This window comes from Arthrobacter sp. TB 26 (assembly GCF_000427315.1).
Lineage (GTDB): Bacteria > Actinomycetota > Actinomycetes > Actinomycetales > Micrococcaceae > Arthrobacter.
Genome location: NZ_AUPJ01000146.1, coordinates 36,008 through 52,124, shown reverse-complemented (window position 1 = coordinate 52,124; position 16,117 = coordinate 36,008). Strand labels below are relative to the sequence as shown.

The window sequence follows — 16,117 nt, the reverse complement described above, 5'->3', positions numbered from 1 at the left end:
GGCCGGGTCAGAAGTCGATCCCTTTGACGAGAGTGATGAGCTGGTCCTTGGTCTGCTCGGCTGTGGGACCGGTCGGGGAGATGAGGATCTGTGCGGTGAAGATGGCCATGTTTTGGCCCCGGACCACCATGAGGGACATGTACGTGAGCGGTACCTCGCTCGGGGGCCCGAGGGACTTCGCTCCGCCCGGGTCCGAGCGGACGATAAGGATCGCTCTGTCTCCGACGCCCTCGATATTTTGGCCACCCGGCATCGGCCGGGACAGCAAGGAAGCGCCGCCCTGATGGAATTCGATGGAGAACCTGAGCGAGTCCGGCCCGGGCGTGCCCAACGCGCCGAAGGTGTACCGGCAATTACCTTCGCCCGGGAGGACCTGCGCCTGGGTTGTCGCATCGAACGCCTGCTTGAGCGCATCGGCGCTAACCAGGGCGCACACGGGACTGTTTGTCGTGGTCTGCGGACCGACGGGCGGTACGGACGGAACGCTGAGCGTGCTCCCGTTGCCCCACCCTCCCTCGACGGCCGCTTCGGCGAGCGCGCGGGCCGTGGCGGTGCCGTCCGGGGGCGGGCGCGTACCCGTGGGTCCTGGGACGGTGGGTGGCGGAAGCAGGAAGCGGAAGTCGAGCGACTCGTTGCCCCGGACGGCTCCAGGAGAAGGGCCAGTGCCGCGGAAAGCGCGAGGCCTAACCGAGGAACACGGATCCAGTGAGCGCGCATTGCTCCCCCACTGTCTCCCAAAGCTGCCCCGGCCTACGTCAGGAAGGCGTATGCGCTCATGCTACGGATCCGTGGGAAGCGCCAGTAGGGGCGAAGTGCCCACCACCCACTGGGACGAACTCCCCCTCGTCAAAGCCGCCTAAACCAAACACACCCGCACGACCGCAACACGCAAGAACGCACCCCCATGACCAGCATCGAAGCCCCTACACGGCAACGAACTTCAGGCCCGTACCGACCCGGGAGGCAACCCCTCGCCGTCCGCCACGACGGGACAATCTGGCTTGTCGACCTCGACACTGACTCCCAGCGCTGGTTCGGGCGGGACGCCTGGTGGGGCACCCGGTGTACAGCGTCCGTCGGAAGCGGCGATCTTGGCGGAGTTCACGCTGTCGCCCCTGGAACTGGTCCGCCGCCGGCTCGCCTGGCTCAAGGAAGACCCCGAACCGGTCATGGGGCAGCTCGTCCGCGTCTTCATCGACGACGGACGTCACGGGACCGCGTCGAGGATCTTCTGCACTTCGTTTCCGCGTCCAACCATTGTGCGGCCTGCTGGGCGGAATGATGACCGGCGCCCGGTCATGAACGTGGCCGAGAGAATCGTGCGCTGTGGTCGTCAGAACGGTGCAGCTCAGCAGCCAACGGTTGGGATCGTCCCTGCAAAAGGCCTGGGTCCGGCCAGAACTCATACAGCCCGGCGAAGGCAAACATTCTCCTTTTCGGAGTAGAGGTAGTTCGGGATCTTCTTCCCGTCGTCGGTCTTCTGCCACCCGTAATATCCGTCCGCCGGAACAATAGCCCGGGTCCGAATTGGGGTTGACTGTGACGGGTTCTGATGCGGTGTCCGGCCCGTCGTTTTGCAGGCCGGATGGGCGTGTGGTGCCTGACGCGGGGATGGGGATTCGTCAGGCGGCAGGATTCTTTTGTCTGCTCGGCGCGCTTGATGTCAGGTTGTGGGGGCGGTCCAGCATAGCCGGGTGCCGTGGCCGGGGGTGCTGTCGATGTTGAAGTTTCCGCCAAGAGAGGCTGCGCGCTGTTCCATGTTGGCCAGGCCGCTGATTCGTGCGGGGTTTTGGAAGCCGCAGCCGTCGTCGGTGATGAGTAGCTCCACGTTGTCTTGGCTGGCTGTGAGGCTGATGCTGATATTTTTCGCTCCGGAGTGTCTGATGGCGTTGCTGAGTCCCTCGGAGAGGACGCGCAGCAGGTGTGATGTCAGCTCCTCTGAGACGGTATCGTCCAGAGGCCCGGTCAGCTGGACTGTTGGGGTGAAGCCGAGATCGCGTGCCCCGGCCTGGACGGCGCGCAGGGCCCGGTCGGTGAGCAGCCCCGCACCGGCTTGGCCGTCCTGGAGAGAGTAGATCGTGGCCCTGAGCTCACGGATCGTTGCATCGAGCTCGGAGGTGGCTGCGGCGATGCGTTCATGGGCGACGGCGTTCTCGGTGTAGCGGCGCAGGCTCTGGATGCTCAGCCCGGCGGCGAAGAGGCGCTGGATCACCAGATCGTGGAGGTCTTTGGCGATTCTGTCCCGGTCTGCGAAGAGCAGGTGTTCTTCCCGGAGCTGGTTGGCCCGGACCAGGTCAAGCGCCACGCCGATCCGGGATCCGAACAGGGCACTGGTTTCCAGATCAGACCGCGGGTAGCGGTCGGCGCCCGCCGGTCGGCCCAGAATGAGCAGGCCGTTATTGGTTCCGGTGTGGCCCAGTGCGGCAATAAGGACCGGGCCCAGCTTCCGGGCCGCCTCAGGCCCGAAGAGTTGTCCGGGGTCCGGGAAGGCCGCTGATTCCCCTGTCTCCAGTACGCCCGTGATAGCCCCGGAGGCCGGGATTTCGAATCCGGCTGGCAGCGATTGCTCCCCGAGGGACGCCCGGCACCGGAGGACGCCGTCCGGATCGGGAACCGCGATGACTGACAACGTGGAGCCCGAAACCGTCCCGGCACGTTCGGCAACCAGATCGAGGTACTCTGCCGCGTCAGGATGTGCCGCGGTGATCAGTTTGCCGCTGATTTCCATGCCGGCGTCCAGCCACACCTGGCGGCGGCGGCTTTCCTCGAACATTCCGGCGTTCTCGATAGCGATGCCGGCGGCCGCAGCCAAGGCCACGGCGAGTTCTTCGTCCTCCTCGGTGAAGTCTTCCCCGTCCTTCTTTTCGGTCAGGTACAGGTTCCCGAAGACCGTGTCACGGACCCGGATGGGGACGCCGAGAAATGTCTTCATGGGTGGGTGGTTGAGCGGGAATCCGACCGCGGCGGGGTGCCCGCCCAGATCGTGCAGCCGCAACGGTTGCGGATCTCGGATCAGGTGCCCGAGAACCCCCATTCCCGTGGGAGGCGCACCGATCATCCGGATGCCGTCCTCGTCGATGCCGACGGTGATGAATTGGCTCAGCGTCTGGTCCCCGCCGATGATGCCCAGCGCTCCGTACCGGGCACCGGTCAGTTCGCACGCCGACCGCACCAGCCGGCCCAGGACGGCCTCCAGGCTCAGATTCGCGGTCAGGGACACCACCGCAGTAAGCAGACCCCGTAACCGGTCCTGGGTATGGAGCAGCTCATCGGCCCGGCCCATGGATTCCCGCAGCAGATCCCCGACCCGGCGCTTCATCGGATCACGCCACTTCAACGGGCATCCCTTGGGTAGGGAGGGGGTCCGGGGACCCGGCAACCCGCCGGGGGTTTGATGCTCCGGACAGGCCGCCGATATGGTCCAGCTCAGTCGCGCATGTGTCTTTCACCGTCTCCAGGGCCAAGAGTGAGGAAGGGGCCGGCAGGTCCTGGCCGGGCCGGCTACGGGCCCCGCCACGTGGCAGGGGTTCGTTCACGGACCGGCCGTCCGGCCGGAGACGGGTGGCTTCGGAGTGAGGGCCGGTCCGGTCCGAGATGTGAGAGGTGGCAGCGTATTCCCGCGGAGCCTCAACACCTTCCAGCGCGGCGGCCGTATCCGGACAGGACGGTGAGAGGGCAAGTACTGCTCCGGTCCCGTCCAGGATCCGTATGAGGATTCTGCCACCCTCGACCCTGACGAGTTCAAGGGTGCCGGCCCCGGAAGGTGCCTGGGCCAAGGCGGCGCTTTGGCGGGCGGGTGCGCGCTGGGCGGCGGAACGAGGAGGGGAAGATTCAGGCATGGCAGCTCCACGAGAGAGTTCCATGGCCGCGTCTTGACCGTCTGCTGACTATACGCCCAGGGCCGTGGACTTCTGTTCAGGAACGGGACGCCAAGTAATGATCGGCAGAGGGTCTCATCCTGTGTTTTGGCCCAAGTGGTTTTCCCTGGGATCCGGTCTGTAGTCGACCAGCTCGAACCGGTCATCGCCACTGCCTACCGGTCATCGCCACTGCCTACCGGTCCGGGCGGCAGCCCTCGTTCGGCGATGCGGCCCCGTCTTTGCCCGCTCTAGAACCGCGCATCTCCGCAGGCTTCCCACATCCGCGCGCGATAGCGGAGCCGGCAGTCCTCGACCCGGGGCAGCCTCAGTCGCTCAGAACCTGTCAGCCGTCCGGGCGTGGGCAGAATCCCACACACCACGGTGCAGCTCGCGTACGGAGACCTGCTGATGGCCCAGGGCTGAAGCCGCCACGGCCGGTCGATGCAAGATCAGCGTCAGGCCGGACAACCGGATATGAAAACGGCACACACGGGACCCCGTGCGTCGTATCCTGAGGCCATGACAAGTCCTTCCGATGAATCCGCCGTCTCAGAACTTCAGGACCTCATCACGGAATCTGGCACGGTGAGCGAGTTCTTGAACGAACTGGCGCTCTTCGCGGCCCGGACCATCAGCCCGGCCATCGGCCATCCGGTCGAGTGCGCCGTGGCGTTGCGGCGGCGCCGGCGCACCATCACGATCGCCGGAAGCAGCGAGGAAGCACGCGCCCTGGACCAGATCGAGCAGGCCCTCGGGGCCGGCCCGTGCATGCTGGCACTGGAAACCAACACCACGGTCCTGCTCAACGACGTCAACGGCGACCCGCGCTGGCCCGATTTCCAACGCGAACTCACGGCCCGCGGCTACCACGCCGTCCTCGGAATCCCGCTCGAGCTCGGCAAAGATTCCTGGGCCGCGCTTGACCTGTTCGCTCCGGCCGCCGGTGCCTTCACCCCGGCGTCCATCGCCATCGCCGAAGACTTCGCCAGGATCGCCGGCGACGCGTTGCGCCTGGCTGTCCGGATAGGAACCGCGCAGCTTCTGGCCGAAGACCTCAAAGCCGCCATGATAAGCCGGTCAACGATTGACCTCGCCTGCGGGGCCATCATGGCCCAAAACCGCTGCAGCCAGGAAGCGGCCTTCGCCATCCTGACCCGGGCCTCAAACAGCCGGAACAAAAAACTGCATCTCGTCGCCGAAGAACTGCTACTCGGGCTCTCCGGCAACGTGCCGCCAGGCGCCCGGTTCGAAGCCTGAAAGACAACCCTGACTTCCCCGCTCTTCCAAACAACACGCACCGGGTGTCCCCACGAGTCACCCTGCGCGAGATTTGCCCTCGCCCCGGCCGGCTCTCCCAGGACCAGCGCCGCGGAGAAGTGTGCCATGTCCGGTCAGGGCGGCCGTCGCCGCCTCGGTGTTGACGCAGCGTTGCAGGGATCGCGCCGAGACGAAGCCCCGGGGATGGTCTGGTGTGTTCGCATGCCGTACCTCTTCACGCGAAGCAATCCGGGCCGCGGCCGGGAAACAGACGATGGTACCGGCTGTCTTCGCTGGCTCAGACCGGGCCTGTGTGAGCGTAGGCTCACGTGACAAAATGGGCGTGTTACACACCACGGCATCTGCGCGCGCTTGCACGAAGGATCGGAGGCCTCGAATTCCAGGGCCCTCGTGATCGCCGCCAGGGCAGGTTTGCCGTCAGCGGCCTGTTGCACATTCTGACCGGCACCGTCGCCATCCAGTTGGCCTTCGGCAATGCCGGGCAGGCGGACCAGGGCGGCGCCGTGGCCCAAATCGCCGGACAGCCCGAGGGACTGCTGCTGCCGTGGACCGGATTCGCCGCCTGCGTGGCTTTGGCGCTCTGGCAAACCGACAACGCCGTGTTCGGCTACGGTCAGCTGGGGGGCCAAAAAGAAGGTGGGGAATAGACTTTCCGCGGGCGGCAAGGCGGTGGTGTTCGCCGTCATGGCTCTGACGTTCGCTGCGTCCGCGAGTGAAAACAGCAAGAACAGCGGACAGTCCACCAGCGATTTCACTGTCTCCATCATGAAAGCACCCGGGGGTCCGTTGCTGCTGATCGCCATCGGGGCCGCGGTCGCCATCGTCGGCATTGTCTTCATGGTCCTCGGATTCAGGGCATCGTTCAAGAAGGATCTGCGGCTGCCGCCCTCGGGCGCCGGCCGGCCCGTTATTACGGGGCTGGGCGTGGTCGGCTACATAGCCGAGGGCATAGCCCTGTTTCTGGTGGGATTGCTGTTCATCATTGCCACCGTTTCCGCCCGCCCCCAGGAGTCCACTGGCCTGGACGGCGGGTTGAAGGCGCTGCGCGAGCAGCCCTACGGGGTATATATGCTGACCGCCGTCGGCGCCGGCCTGATCTGCTACGGCCTTTACCTGATGGTTAAGGCCAAATTCGCGCGGATGTAAACCGCCCCGGCGCGGCCGGCTCTTGCTTCATCGACGTGAGGGGGAACGGCCGGGCCGCCCGGGACGGCAACAATCACGAGACCGCCGACAGCCGACGGGACCGGGCGGCGGGAAGGTCAGCAGTCCTCACCGGAGACGATCTTCGCGGTGCAGACGTGAACCGTGCCGATCTTCCGGAACGCCGCTGTTCACGCCCCGGATTCAGATCAATGCGGCCGCCGGTGATTCCAGGACAAAGCGGCCCGCATCACTGATATGAGCCGGGGACCGGAAATCTGACAACCGCTCACCTTCGCACTGACATGGACGGCTCGACGCCGCACCGTCCCGCACTGGATTCGCCCGATGTACGGCCCCCGTCATGCGTTCAGCTGATGGGCCACCTGGATGAAGGGTGCTAGTCCGGACCGGCAGCCCGTCACGGTAGTCGTATGGGAATGAGCATCGTCGCCTGATTTCCGGTCCGAGGAGTGAATGAGTATCCGGAAGACCCCTGTAACCGCCGCACACATTCAACGCCAGCGGCAGGTCAGGGCGGACCAGCCGCATGCAACTCTTCGCAGACTTCTGCGGCCCGGGGGTATCCCTATGCTTTTGGTCAAGCTGTCTCAGGAGTTTTTTCCAGGTAGTAAGGTTCCGTTTTGAGCTTGGCGAAGAGGACGTCGCAGCGGCGGCGGGCAAGGCAGATGACGGCGGCGTTGTGATTCTTCCCTTCGGCGCGTTTCCGCTCGTAGTAGGTCTTGGACACGGGATCGTGGCAGGAGGCTATCCATGCGGATCGGAAGAGTGCATTCTTGAGTTCATTGTTGCCCGAGCGGGCAGGGAATTCTCCTCGGATGGAGGTGCCGGCAACGGCCTCGCGTACGTCGAACTGGGGGCCATAACCCTCGCCCGGGTCCACTTCAAATCCCTGGACGACTTGGCCCGGACCACCGGGGCCGACGCCGCAGAACTTCTCGACGCCGCGGAAGTCGAGGCTCTGGAGGGCTTCTTCTAGGTTCCGACAGGAATAATAGACGGTCCTTCGGCGGAGCTGACGCCGCACCCTGCTCCCAGTGTCAGGGAGCGTACTGAACCTTATGCGCGTTAGCGTAGTCGGCCAAAGCGTCCCGCACGAATGCACGACCGTTCTTGTCCAGGCCCCGGTAGTCGACGCAGGTGTGCCCCGGAGTTGGCGGGTCCTGCGCTTGCACTTGGGAATCGTCAACCGCGTGAACCTGTTCTTGGCGGACTTCCCCAACCAGAACACCCCATGTACCCGCGGACGCTCACGCACCCGGCATCCTGATCGGGGCCGCAGCCGCCCGGGCAGTGGACCGGGGCAGCGAACCATGGCAACGAAAGAGGACGACGGCGGGAGGNAGGTCCCGCCGTCGTCCTCTCCATCGCGTCGGTGCGTCAGACGAGGCTGTCTACCTTCTCGCGCTGGGCTGCCCGGATCGCATGGGCGGGCGCCGCCGTGTGCGTGGAGTGCGGGGCGTGGCCATGGTGCCCGAAGGGGTTGAACCGGCTCAGGGCGAGTTCGGCGAAGGCGTAGGCGCTCTCGGCGTGTTCGGAGCGGTCCACGCCGGCGATCTCGTCCTCGTGGCTGACCCGGAATCCGAGTGTCTTGTGGATGGCGAGGCCGATCACGGCCGTTCCGAGCCCGGACAGGACAACCGTGATGAGCACGGCGACAGTCTGCGCGACGAGCTGGTGGAGGCCGCCGCCGTAGAGGAGGCCCCCGCCTTCGCCTTTGACCGGAAGGGCGATGAAGCCCAGTGCCAGGGTGCCGAGGAGGCCACCGCCAAGGTGGACGCCGACGACGTCGAGCGAGTCGTCGAACCCGAACTTGTACTTCAAGTCCACGAACACGGCGCAGGCCGCGCCGGCGAGCAGGCCCAGGCCCAGTGCGGCGAGGGGGCTGATGTTGGCACACGAGGGCGTGATCGCGACCAGACCGGCGACGGCGCCGGACGCCGCGCCGAGGGAGGTCGGGTGGCCGTGCCGGATCTTCTCCGTCACGAGCCAGCTGATGACGGCTGCGGCCGGGGCGGCCAGGGTGTTGATCCAGATCAGGCCCGCCTGCTGGACGGTGGCGGCGGCGCCGGCGTTGAAGCCGAACCAGCCGAACCACAGGATGCCCGCGCCCAGCATGACGAACGGAATGTTGTGCGGGCGGTGGGCCGGGTCTTTGCCGAAGCCGTGCCGGTTTCCCAGGATCAGTACCAGAACGAGTGCCGCCGTGCCGGAGCTGATCTCAACGACGGTGCCGCCGGCGAAGTCGATGACCTGGCCGAAAACGGAACTGACCGCTCCGCCGGCGCTCATGAGGCCGCCACCCCAGACCATGAAGGCGAGGGGGCAGTACACGGCGGTGATCCAGATGGGGACGAAGATGGCCCAGGCGGTGAACTTGGTCCGGTCAGCGATGGCGCCGCTGATCAGGGCCACGGTGATGATGGCGAAGGTTGCGCTGTAGCCGGCCTTGATCAGGTCCGGCGAACCGACGATGTTGCTCAGCCCGAAGCTGGTGAACGGGTCGCCGACCACGCCGAGGATGCCAGTGCCGGTGGTCATGGAATAGCCCCACAGGACCCAGACGACGCCGACGATCCCGACAGAGACAAAGCTCATCATCATCATGTTGAGCGCAGCCTTGGCCCGGGTCATTCCGCCGTAGAAGAGGCCGAGCGCCGGGGTCATGAGCAGCACGAGTGCCGCCGAGACCATCATCCAGATGCTTCCCGCAGTGAGTTCCACCTGCGTGTCCCTTCCTGTCGTACCGCCATACCGGGACATGTCGCCGCCGGCCCCCCCGATCCGGATTCAATCTTCGCCGCGCCATGTTTCGGTTAAGGGGGAGAAAAGTTGCGGGCACGTTACAGGAATCGCCGCGGCGTGAAGATCACGTGACAGCCATGTTTCGGGAATGTTAACGGGGCCTCTCCGTCAACCCTTACGGGTGCACCCATGCGGGGCCGGATCCCCGGAATGGCGGGGGCCCGCGGGGGATCGGGAGAAATATGCGGTGAACCGCGGGATTCCGAGTTCTGGCTGTGGCAGATGCCGAGGGAGCGGCTGGGGAGCTCATTGTGTTGCAGCATCCTGATCTGATCCCACCCAGCGGAGATTGGTCAAGGAGCGGGGCGCAGCTCCTGAAGGCGTTGCGTAAGTGTGAGGGAGCAGAAACTTCCAGACAGTGTGCCACGACATAGAGACGCTCACCCCTCAGCGGAACTTGATGCTGCATGGCGAATAGTTGTTTCAGGATGCCGGAAGTGAGACGGCTGTGGTGATGAAGCGGACGCATAATAAATCCACTGGTGCCGGTTATACCGGCTCAATGGCCGTTACTCCCGCGCAGGTCATACACCTGGCCGAATGTTTTGAGGCAGTCTTTGACGGACTGGGCGGCTACATCGGCGATGCCATGAAGAAGCTTGACGAAGAAAGAGATGGGGCCTTAGCCTCGATCCACCGGTGGTGTTTGATGGGGCGGGGTCGTTCTGATCTGGGTCTGGGTTTGGTCGATGGGCATGACAGGGTTCCCGGCCTTGCTGCCGGTGGTGACCACGACCGGACTCCTCATCTGATACACCCTCGTATCCACGAACGATCGCCGCTATCGCACAGGCGATCGATAAAGAGCCGGTCTGGGTCGTCGCCGCGTTGGCCGCCCAGCAGTCGTTGACGCCGGGAAGTCCGAGATCGTCGGGACTCATTGAGGGCAACGTGGCCAGCTCCCCCGGCAAACAGCGAGAACAGCGACGCCCGATACCCGGAAGCCGGATGCGGCGATGACGGGAAAAGATGGCTGCGGCGGCGGGCTAACTGGCCGGAAGGCCATGGCGCAAAGCCACGAGTTCCTGCACATCGCCCTCGAGGACGGCCCCGCCTACCGACTGGTCAGGCTCAGCGAGCTCATGATCAGTTGCCATGTCATGCCGTTCCCTCCGCATTCCTGCGTGAACAGGTATCAGCGCGGAAATTCCGGACCGGTCGCAAACCCAGATCCATCCAAAGAGCAATCAGCAAGTCATGTTGTACGCGGGCCTGGCCACCATGAACTAGTGAACGCGAAAACCCAACGGAAGGACGAACGAGGATGAACGCCCAGAAGAGACCCCACGGGGCGGTACCCGGTCCCCCGTAGGCAGCCGCTGCCCTGGACAACCGAAGAGGCCGTTTCCGGGACCCCACACACCCGAAACATCAGATCAGAGGCAAGAGTGTGGACACCGTCCACACGAAGAAACACAAGAAAGGCCCCTGACCTGCGGAAACGCTGTGCCCGAGGTGGGACTCGAACCGGGTTCCAGCCCTTGAATTTCCGCCACTCCCCCGAAAACATCCGCAATCCGGGCCCGTCCGGCACCAGTACGACCCGATCTGAAGCCCAGGGTGTGCACATTGTGCACACCCTCTTCTGTGAACATTTTGATGCAACAACCAGCAAAACCATCAGTTCCCAAAACGACGGAAGATCCGTTATCGGCCTCTTAGTTCCCGAGCTGCAGTGGATTGCGATGAATCCGCCACCAGGGTGCGGGGGACCTTTTCCTCTGGGTAGCCACATGCCTTTCGACTTCACTGGAACTGTCAACTGTCCGGTTGATGAGTCTGCCCGATAGGAGAATGAACAATGGTGGACAACGTGATTCGGAGCGTAACGATCGATGCGCCGGCGGAGAAGGTGTTCTCCTTCCTGAACGATCCGACACATTGGATGCTCGCGTTCCCCGGTGACTCCGAGGTCACTGAAGTCAACCTCAAGCCTGACGGAGTCGGCACCTCCGCGCGGTGGTCCGCCAAGATGTTCGGCATCAACATGTCTGTGACACACGAGTATCTGGAAGTGATTCCCCAAAAGCGCATCGTGTCCAAGGCCTCGGTGGGTCCGGTGCTCACCTTCTCACTCGAGCCGGTGGCCGCGGGCACGGAACTTAGCGTTGAACAGAGCTTCGACATCCACCCGCCGTTCGTGCGGGTGCCGGTTCAGGCGATCTTTGCCAGGTGGTCCGAAGGCGACATCGACGCCTTGGTGGCCAACATTAAAAGCCTGGTGGAGAGCGGTGTGAAGGCAGTCACCGAGGCCGAGATGGCGAAGCTCCCCCATACGCTGACGTTGTCCGGCGAAATCAGCATCAACGCCCCGGTGCAGCGCGTGTTCGATCTGGTGAAGGATCCGACCGTGTGGCTGGGACCCGAGGTCCAGATCACCAATTACAAGCCCTCGCCCCAGGGCGTGGGGACAACGTTCGAGGCCGCGTGGAAGGTCCTTGGCCTCCCGATCAAGACGACGCACGAGTACACTGAGTTCGTTCCGGGCGAGCACTTCACGTCGAAGGCGGCGTTGGGTCCTGTCTTCAACGTGGCAATGGCGCCGAAAGACGGCGGGACCCTGCTCAGGATGCGGTCCGACGTCGTCCCGGCCAACTGGGCGGAGGCCGCGGTTGACTCCCTCGTCATCAAGATCTCAGAGCGCAGCCAGGCCGAACTCCTAGCCCACATCAAAGCCACTGCGGAAGCAGCCGGCGGGCAGTCCTAGCACCACTGCGGGGACAAACGCCGACTGCCGGCCGGTAACGCCTCCGGCGTCAGGAGAAGCATCAACGCCCGGCGACTGAGGTGTACTACTGATGTGAGACACAGTTTGAAAGGATTGTGCCCATGTCTTCCCGTCCCAGTTATTCCGATGAGTTCAAGGCCGATGCCGTGAATCTCGTCATTTCCTCTGGCCGTTCGCCCGCTTCGGTTGCCCCCGAGCTGGGGATCTCCGTGACCGCGCTGAAGCGGTGGGTGCAGCTGCATCGGGAGGGAGAGGCCGGGGCCGGCGGCAAGCCTGATGATCCGGTGGATCCCGCGAAATACAAGGCGTTGGAGGCGCGGCTGCGGGAGCTGGAAAGGGAGAATGAATTCCTGAAAAAAGTTTCGGCGTTCTTCGCCAAAGAACAACGGCAGAGGGCCTCTACCGGCTTGTTCAGGATAAGAACGCCGAATTTCCTGTCACCTGGATGTGCGCCCGGCTGGGCATTCCGCGGGCCTCGTATTACCGCTGGCTGGACCACGAAGAATCACCGACGGCTGCCCGCCACCGGGAGCTGACCGGACTGGTCAAGGCGATGTTCGATTCCTCGGACGGGATCTTCGGCCATCGGATGGTCCACACCAAACTCGCCGCTGCGGGTGTGGAGGTTTCCGTGGGGACGGTCGCTGCCATCATGGCGGAGAACGGCTGGGCGGCTAAGCGGATGCGCGCCTTCAAACGCACGACCATCCCCTCGGACCCGGACAAGGTTTTTGCCGATCTCATCGGCCGGGACTTCACCTCAGATACCCCCGGGACGAAGCTCATCGGGGATATTACCTACCGGCGCACCGGCGAGGGCTGGCTGTATCTGGCCACCGTCATCGACCTGTGCACCCGCATGATCGTTGGATGGGCGATGGCCGACCACATGCGCGCCTCCCTCGTCACGGGCGCGCTGGCGATGGCCCGGGACCGAGGACACCCGGCCCCGGACGCGGTATTCCATAGCGACCGCGGCACCCAATACACCTCCCGGGAAATGGGCGCCTGGTGCACCGGCAACGGAGTGCGCCAGTCCACGGGGCCACCGGGGTGTGCTGGGACAATGCCGTCGCCGATTCGGCGTTCTCATCCCTGAAGAACGAGTTCTACCACCACCACAACTTCGCCACACGGCAGGACGCCCGCCGAGCAACCATGCGCTACATCGAGGTGTTCTACAATCGCTGGCGGCCCCACACCAACAATGACGAGCTGCCGCCGGCAACAGCAATGGCCCACTTCAAGACCAACAACCAGCCGCTACCCGCGGCCGCCTAACCCAAAAAGAAACCAACCGGTTGTCTCACAGCCTCCAACAAAACTGGTCCGGATCCTCCCTAGCGACCGACAGCCGGTGGAGCCGGAGATGGCCTTTCGGATCCATGGACGGGGCGGGGCATCGAGGCTCGAATGGCGTACCCGACAAGCTTCAGATGATGTGCCGCCGGGCCCTCACCGCGCCGATCCCGCCACAGTTCATGGTCGATGACCTCCAGCATCTGCCGACGGGTGAAATTGTCGCGATCGCCGAGAATTTGGGCCATGTTGTGCAGGATTCTGCCCACGCCCTGAGGCGACAGGTTTTGAAGCCACTGCGCCTGCGCAGGGTCGGGGACTGTCGGCCCCGCCATCGCGCGCGGGTTCGGGGAGTCCGCGGAGTTGCGCGGTTCGGCAGCGGGGGCAGACGGGGCCGAAGCGCCGAATGAGGGATGCCGGCCGGACCGGTAAGCCGAGTCGATGATCGGTTCGAGTTCGTCGAAAACTGTTCGGTTGCCGGGCAGCACAACATGCGCCAAAAATTCAGATTCAAGGGTGGCCGTGCCTGCCGCCGCGGCGCCGAGCTTGGCATCTATTGACAGGGCCAGGGCGTGCCAAAACCTGCGGGTGGCGCGTTCGAGAATCTTTGCCTTCGCTTCGCGGAGCGGACCCTCCGCAGTGTCCCCCGGGATTGACGGGGTTCCACCCGGCTGCGGCAAGGAGACGACGAGGCGGAATTGTCTCCCATCGCCCCTGAACGCGATAGCGCTCCGGTCTCCACGTTGACTGAAAAGAACATCCGTCGCCCCATAACCCACGAGCGCGCGTTCGATATGTGCCCGGGACGCCCCGGTGCTAATGGAGCCGCCCCGGTCGTAAGAACTTGTCATCGTCCCACTATGCGCCTTTTGGCCACTCCTTCATATGCCGCACCGACGCTGCGCCTCCTCAATGCCCGACGGTCAGCCGCACCCGACAAGTACGGCTGACCGCCGGGCAACAAGCCTTTGCGCGCGGTTGACAGCACCAGATCGGGCCTCGCTGCGCTCGGGCGGTACAAGCTTTTTCTTTTCTTTTTTGCTGCTGTCCTTATGGATCGTACGTGCCCGCTCCACCGGCCCAACCGTCCTGCGGACGGCAGCGCACCGGATGCCTTGTGTCGGCGCTGCGGGTTCCAGGCACTGCATAACGATTCCACTTCCCTTCATCTCCTTCATGGTCCGATCGGCCAACAGCCGCGTGCCCCGGCTGTGTCCCTCAGAACCCGGAAGAGACCATCAAGACTTGGTGTCTCGCCAAAGTCTCGACCGTAGGAAGTAGCGGACCCAAAGTGGTAGACGCCCTATTGTGGTGAGCTTCAGTTCGCCAAACGGGACCTTCCCGGCACGAACACGTGGATCTGATTTCCGTCGTCCTTGACGAGCGCGTCCCGCTGCTGCCGTGACACGACGCAGACCTCCACGAAGTCTCCGGCCGATCCGGCGAAGTTCAGTGTCAGGAGGATGTATGCGCTCAGCAGATAGTCCGGCGGGAGTGTGAGCAGGGCTATCACCAGCACTATTCCCCAGATGACTGTTGGGGCCACGGCTACGATTACCGTGCTCCGGCGAGTGAGGTAGGCATGGTTTCCGGTGGTCAGGAAGGGGAACCGCACCGCGTATGAGGGCTTCACCTTGGTCAACAACTGTAGGGCGACCCCGTGCGTCGCTTCGTGGACCGCCATATATGCAAAGCAAGCGGCCAGCGTCACGGGGATGGTTACGGCGGGACCCCAGGATGTGGCCGGGAGCAGATCAAATAGCAGCACGGCTACTACGGCAAGGAGAACCACAAGTACGAAGATCCCCTGGACTGCGACGGCGAACTTTCTGTCCTTCTTGAGGTCGACTGTCATGTGCTTGCGGTAGGTGGACGGCAATTCGACGGTGTCCCGCAAACTGGACTGATGGCTCATATTTGTCTCCTTGGAAGTCCGTTCGATTTCAGGCTAATCGTCTGTGTGCGGCCGGTAGCAGGGAGCCCTCATTTCCCGAACGACGCCGGACGGGTGTGGTGGGGGTGCGCGGGGCCCGCTGCGGAGCCTCATGACATGCTATTGAGGGCGATGTGCACGACGGAGGGGACGAGCAAGTTGCGTGTTCGCTCAAATAGGATCCCCAACGCGAGTCCTATGAGCGATTGCTGGACGATGGTGACGGCGATGGCAGGTAAGAGCCCGGCATGACCGGTGTTGGCAAAGCCGGACCCGAGGTGCCATACGCCGAATACGAGCGCCTGAAGAACCAGCGCCCAACCCGGCCCGGCTAGCAGCCGCAGACGCGTTTGCAGAATCCCCCGGAACAGAAACTCCTCGAGGAAGCCATTCTGCATGACGTTGGATGCGAGGCTGCCCAAAAGCCTAACGATTGTCAGTTGCCCGCTGATCAGGGTGTACGTGAACCAGACGAGCGGCATCGCGCAGCAGATCAGCAGCGCCCGTCCCACCCGGTGGCCCTTCCCGAAGCCCAGGGTTGACAGCCGCGCGCCGGCCAGAAGTAGCACGACGAGGGGAATGAGCACGTAGGTGACCGGGTTGGCCACGAAGTTGCCAAGGCTCTCGCCGAACCACTGTTCGCCCAGGCGCTGGAGCCATTCGACCAGCGGGGTCCACAATGGGATGTTTGCGTTGCCGTCGATGACGTTGTGGAAGGCGAGGTTATTCCACCCGGTGAGGGCGATAAAGACCGCGACCAGCCCGAGATGCGCCCACACACGGCGGCGTGCGGGGCCGTCAACGACGATCACGGCCATTGCAGGCTCGGTGGCTCCGGTGACGAGCAGGCTGAGCAGGAGCAGGACCGAGCCGACTACGATGCCGGCCGCCGGGATGTCGTGCCCTCCCACGCCGAGCACAAGGACGGAGGCGAGCCACACCGCCGCGAAGAACCACGCACACCGCGAGGCAGCGGCCAGTTTCAGCGCATGGATAATGTTGCCGCGAAAAATTGTCGGCGACGCCGTGATAGTCATATCTGCCCTTGCT

Annotated in this window: 12 protein-coding genes and 2 pseudogenes; 7 read left to right on the top strand and 7 right to left on the bottom strand. The window is 64.1% G+C overall.

Features of this window, described 5'->3' with window-relative positions; genetic code table 11:
- Nucleotides 1-7: 7 nt before the first annotated feature.
- The 3 genes from K789_RS0104755 to K789_RS0104750 form a co-directional block, all read right to left on the bottom strand.
- Nucleotides 8-436: a hypothetical protein gene (locus K789_RS0104755; protein WP_024365756.1), complete on the bottom strand. Its 429-nt coding sequence runs from the start codon at nt 434-436 to the stop codon at nt 8-10.
- Between the two features lie 487 nt (nt 437-923).
- Entirely contained in the window at nt 924-1,406 is a 483-nt protein-coding gene (locus K789_RS26055) for an SOS response-associated peptidase family protein (protein WP_237739519.1), read from the bottom strand.
- 257 nt (nt 1,407-1,663) lie between these two features.
- Entirely contained in the window at nt 1,664-3,337 is a 1,674-nt protein-coding gene (locus tag K789_RS0104750; protein ID WP_306376508.1) for a GAF domain-containing sensor histidine kinase, read from the bottom strand.
- A 1,042-nt stretch (nt 3,338-4,379) separates the two neighbouring features.
- Here K789_RS0104750 and K789_RS0104745 point away from each other — a divergent pair.
- The 3 genes from K789_RS0104745 to K789_RS26045 all read left to right on the top strand — a co-directional run bounded on the left by K789_RS0104745 (nt 4,380) and on the right by K789_RS26045 (nt 6,284).
- Complete coding sequence (locus tag K789_RS0104745) at nt 4,380-5,117, top strand: GAF and ANTAR domain-containing protein (protein ID WP_024365754.1); 738 nt, start codon at nt 4,380-4,382, stop codon at nt 5,115-5,117.
- A gap of 449 nt (nt 5,118-5,566) precedes the next feature.
- Entirely contained in the window at nt 5,567-5,785 is a 219-nt protein-coding gene (locus K789_RS26050) for a DUF1206 domain-containing protein (RefSeq protein ID WP_237739518.1), read from the top strand.
- A complete protein-coding gene (locus tag K789_RS26045; RefSeq protein ID WP_237739517.1) occupies nt 5,775-6,284 on the top strand; it encodes a DUF1206 domain-containing protein in 510 nt (169 codons plus the stop codon). The genes K789_RS26050 and K789_RS26045 overlap by 11 nt, the downstream gene beginning before the upstream one ends.
- A 598-nt stretch (nt 6,285-6,882) precedes the next feature.
- Here K789_RS26045 and K789_RS26040 read toward each other — a convergent pair.
- Together K789_RS26040 and K789_RS0104730 are read right to left on the bottom strand one after the other, a co-directional pair.
- Nucleotides 6,883-7,134, bottom strand: a pseudogene (locus K789_RS26040) (IS110 family transposase); the annotation flags it as partial.
- A gap of 548 nt (nt 7,135-7,682) precedes the next feature.
- On the bottom strand, nt 7,683-8,999 hold the full coding sequence (locus K789_RS0104730) for an ammonium transporter (protein ID WP_084507255.1): 1,317 nt from the start codon (nt 8,997-8,999) through the stop codon (nt 7,683-7,685).
- Nucleotides 9,000-10,920: 1,921 nt separating this feature from the next.
- On the opposite strand from K789_RS0104730, the gene K789_RS0104720 reads away from it, so the two are divergent.
- From K789_RS0104720 to K789_RS24400, 4 genes and pseudogenes are all read left to right on the top strand, one after another.
- Nucleotides 10,921-11,814 (top strand): SRPBCC family protein, encoded by an 894-nt coding sequence (locus tag K789_RS0104720; RefSeq protein ID WP_192815728.1) that lies wholly within the window; start codon nt 10,921-10,923, stop codon nt 11,812-11,814.
- Between the two features lie 122 nt (nt 11,815-11,936).
- Nucleotides 11,937-12,167 (top strand): annotated as a pseudogene (locus tag K789_RS26035) (transposase); the annotation flags it as partial.
- Nucleotides 12,168-12,181: 14 nt separating this feature from the next.
- The gene (locus K789_RS22335; RefSeq protein ID WP_128081560.1) at nt 12,182-12,934 is read left to right on the top strand and encodes an IS3 family transposase; all 753 of its coding nucleotides are present in this window, start codon (nt 12,182-12,184) and stop codon (nt 12,932-12,934) included.
- Nucleotides 12,889-13,116 carry an integrase core domain-containing protein gene (locus tag K789_RS24400; RefSeq protein ID WP_035739164.1) on the top strand — a complete coding sequence of 76 codons (228 nt, stop codon included), beginning with the start codon at nt 12,889-12,891 and terminating at the stop codon, nt 13,114-13,116. Before K789_RS22335 ends, K789_RS24400 begins: the two co-directional genes overlap by 46 nt.
- Nucleotides 13,117-14,452: 1,336 nt before the next feature.
- On the opposite strand, the gene K789_RS0104705 is transcribed toward K789_RS24400, so the two are convergent.
- On the bottom strand, nt 14,453-15,049 hold the full coding sequence (locus K789_RS0104705; protein WP_024365749.1) for a DUF3267 domain-containing protein: 597 nt from the start codon (nt 15,047-15,049) through the stop codon (nt 14,453-14,455).
- Between the two features lie 128 nt (nt 15,050-15,177).
- Nucleotides 15,178-16,104, bottom strand: coding sequence for a CPBP family intramembrane glutamic endopeptidase (locus K789_RS23895; RefSeq protein ID WP_029704510.1), 927 nt, complete (start codon nt 16,102-16,104; stop codon nt 15,178-15,180).
- Nucleotides 16,105-16,117: the final 13 nt, after the last annotated feature.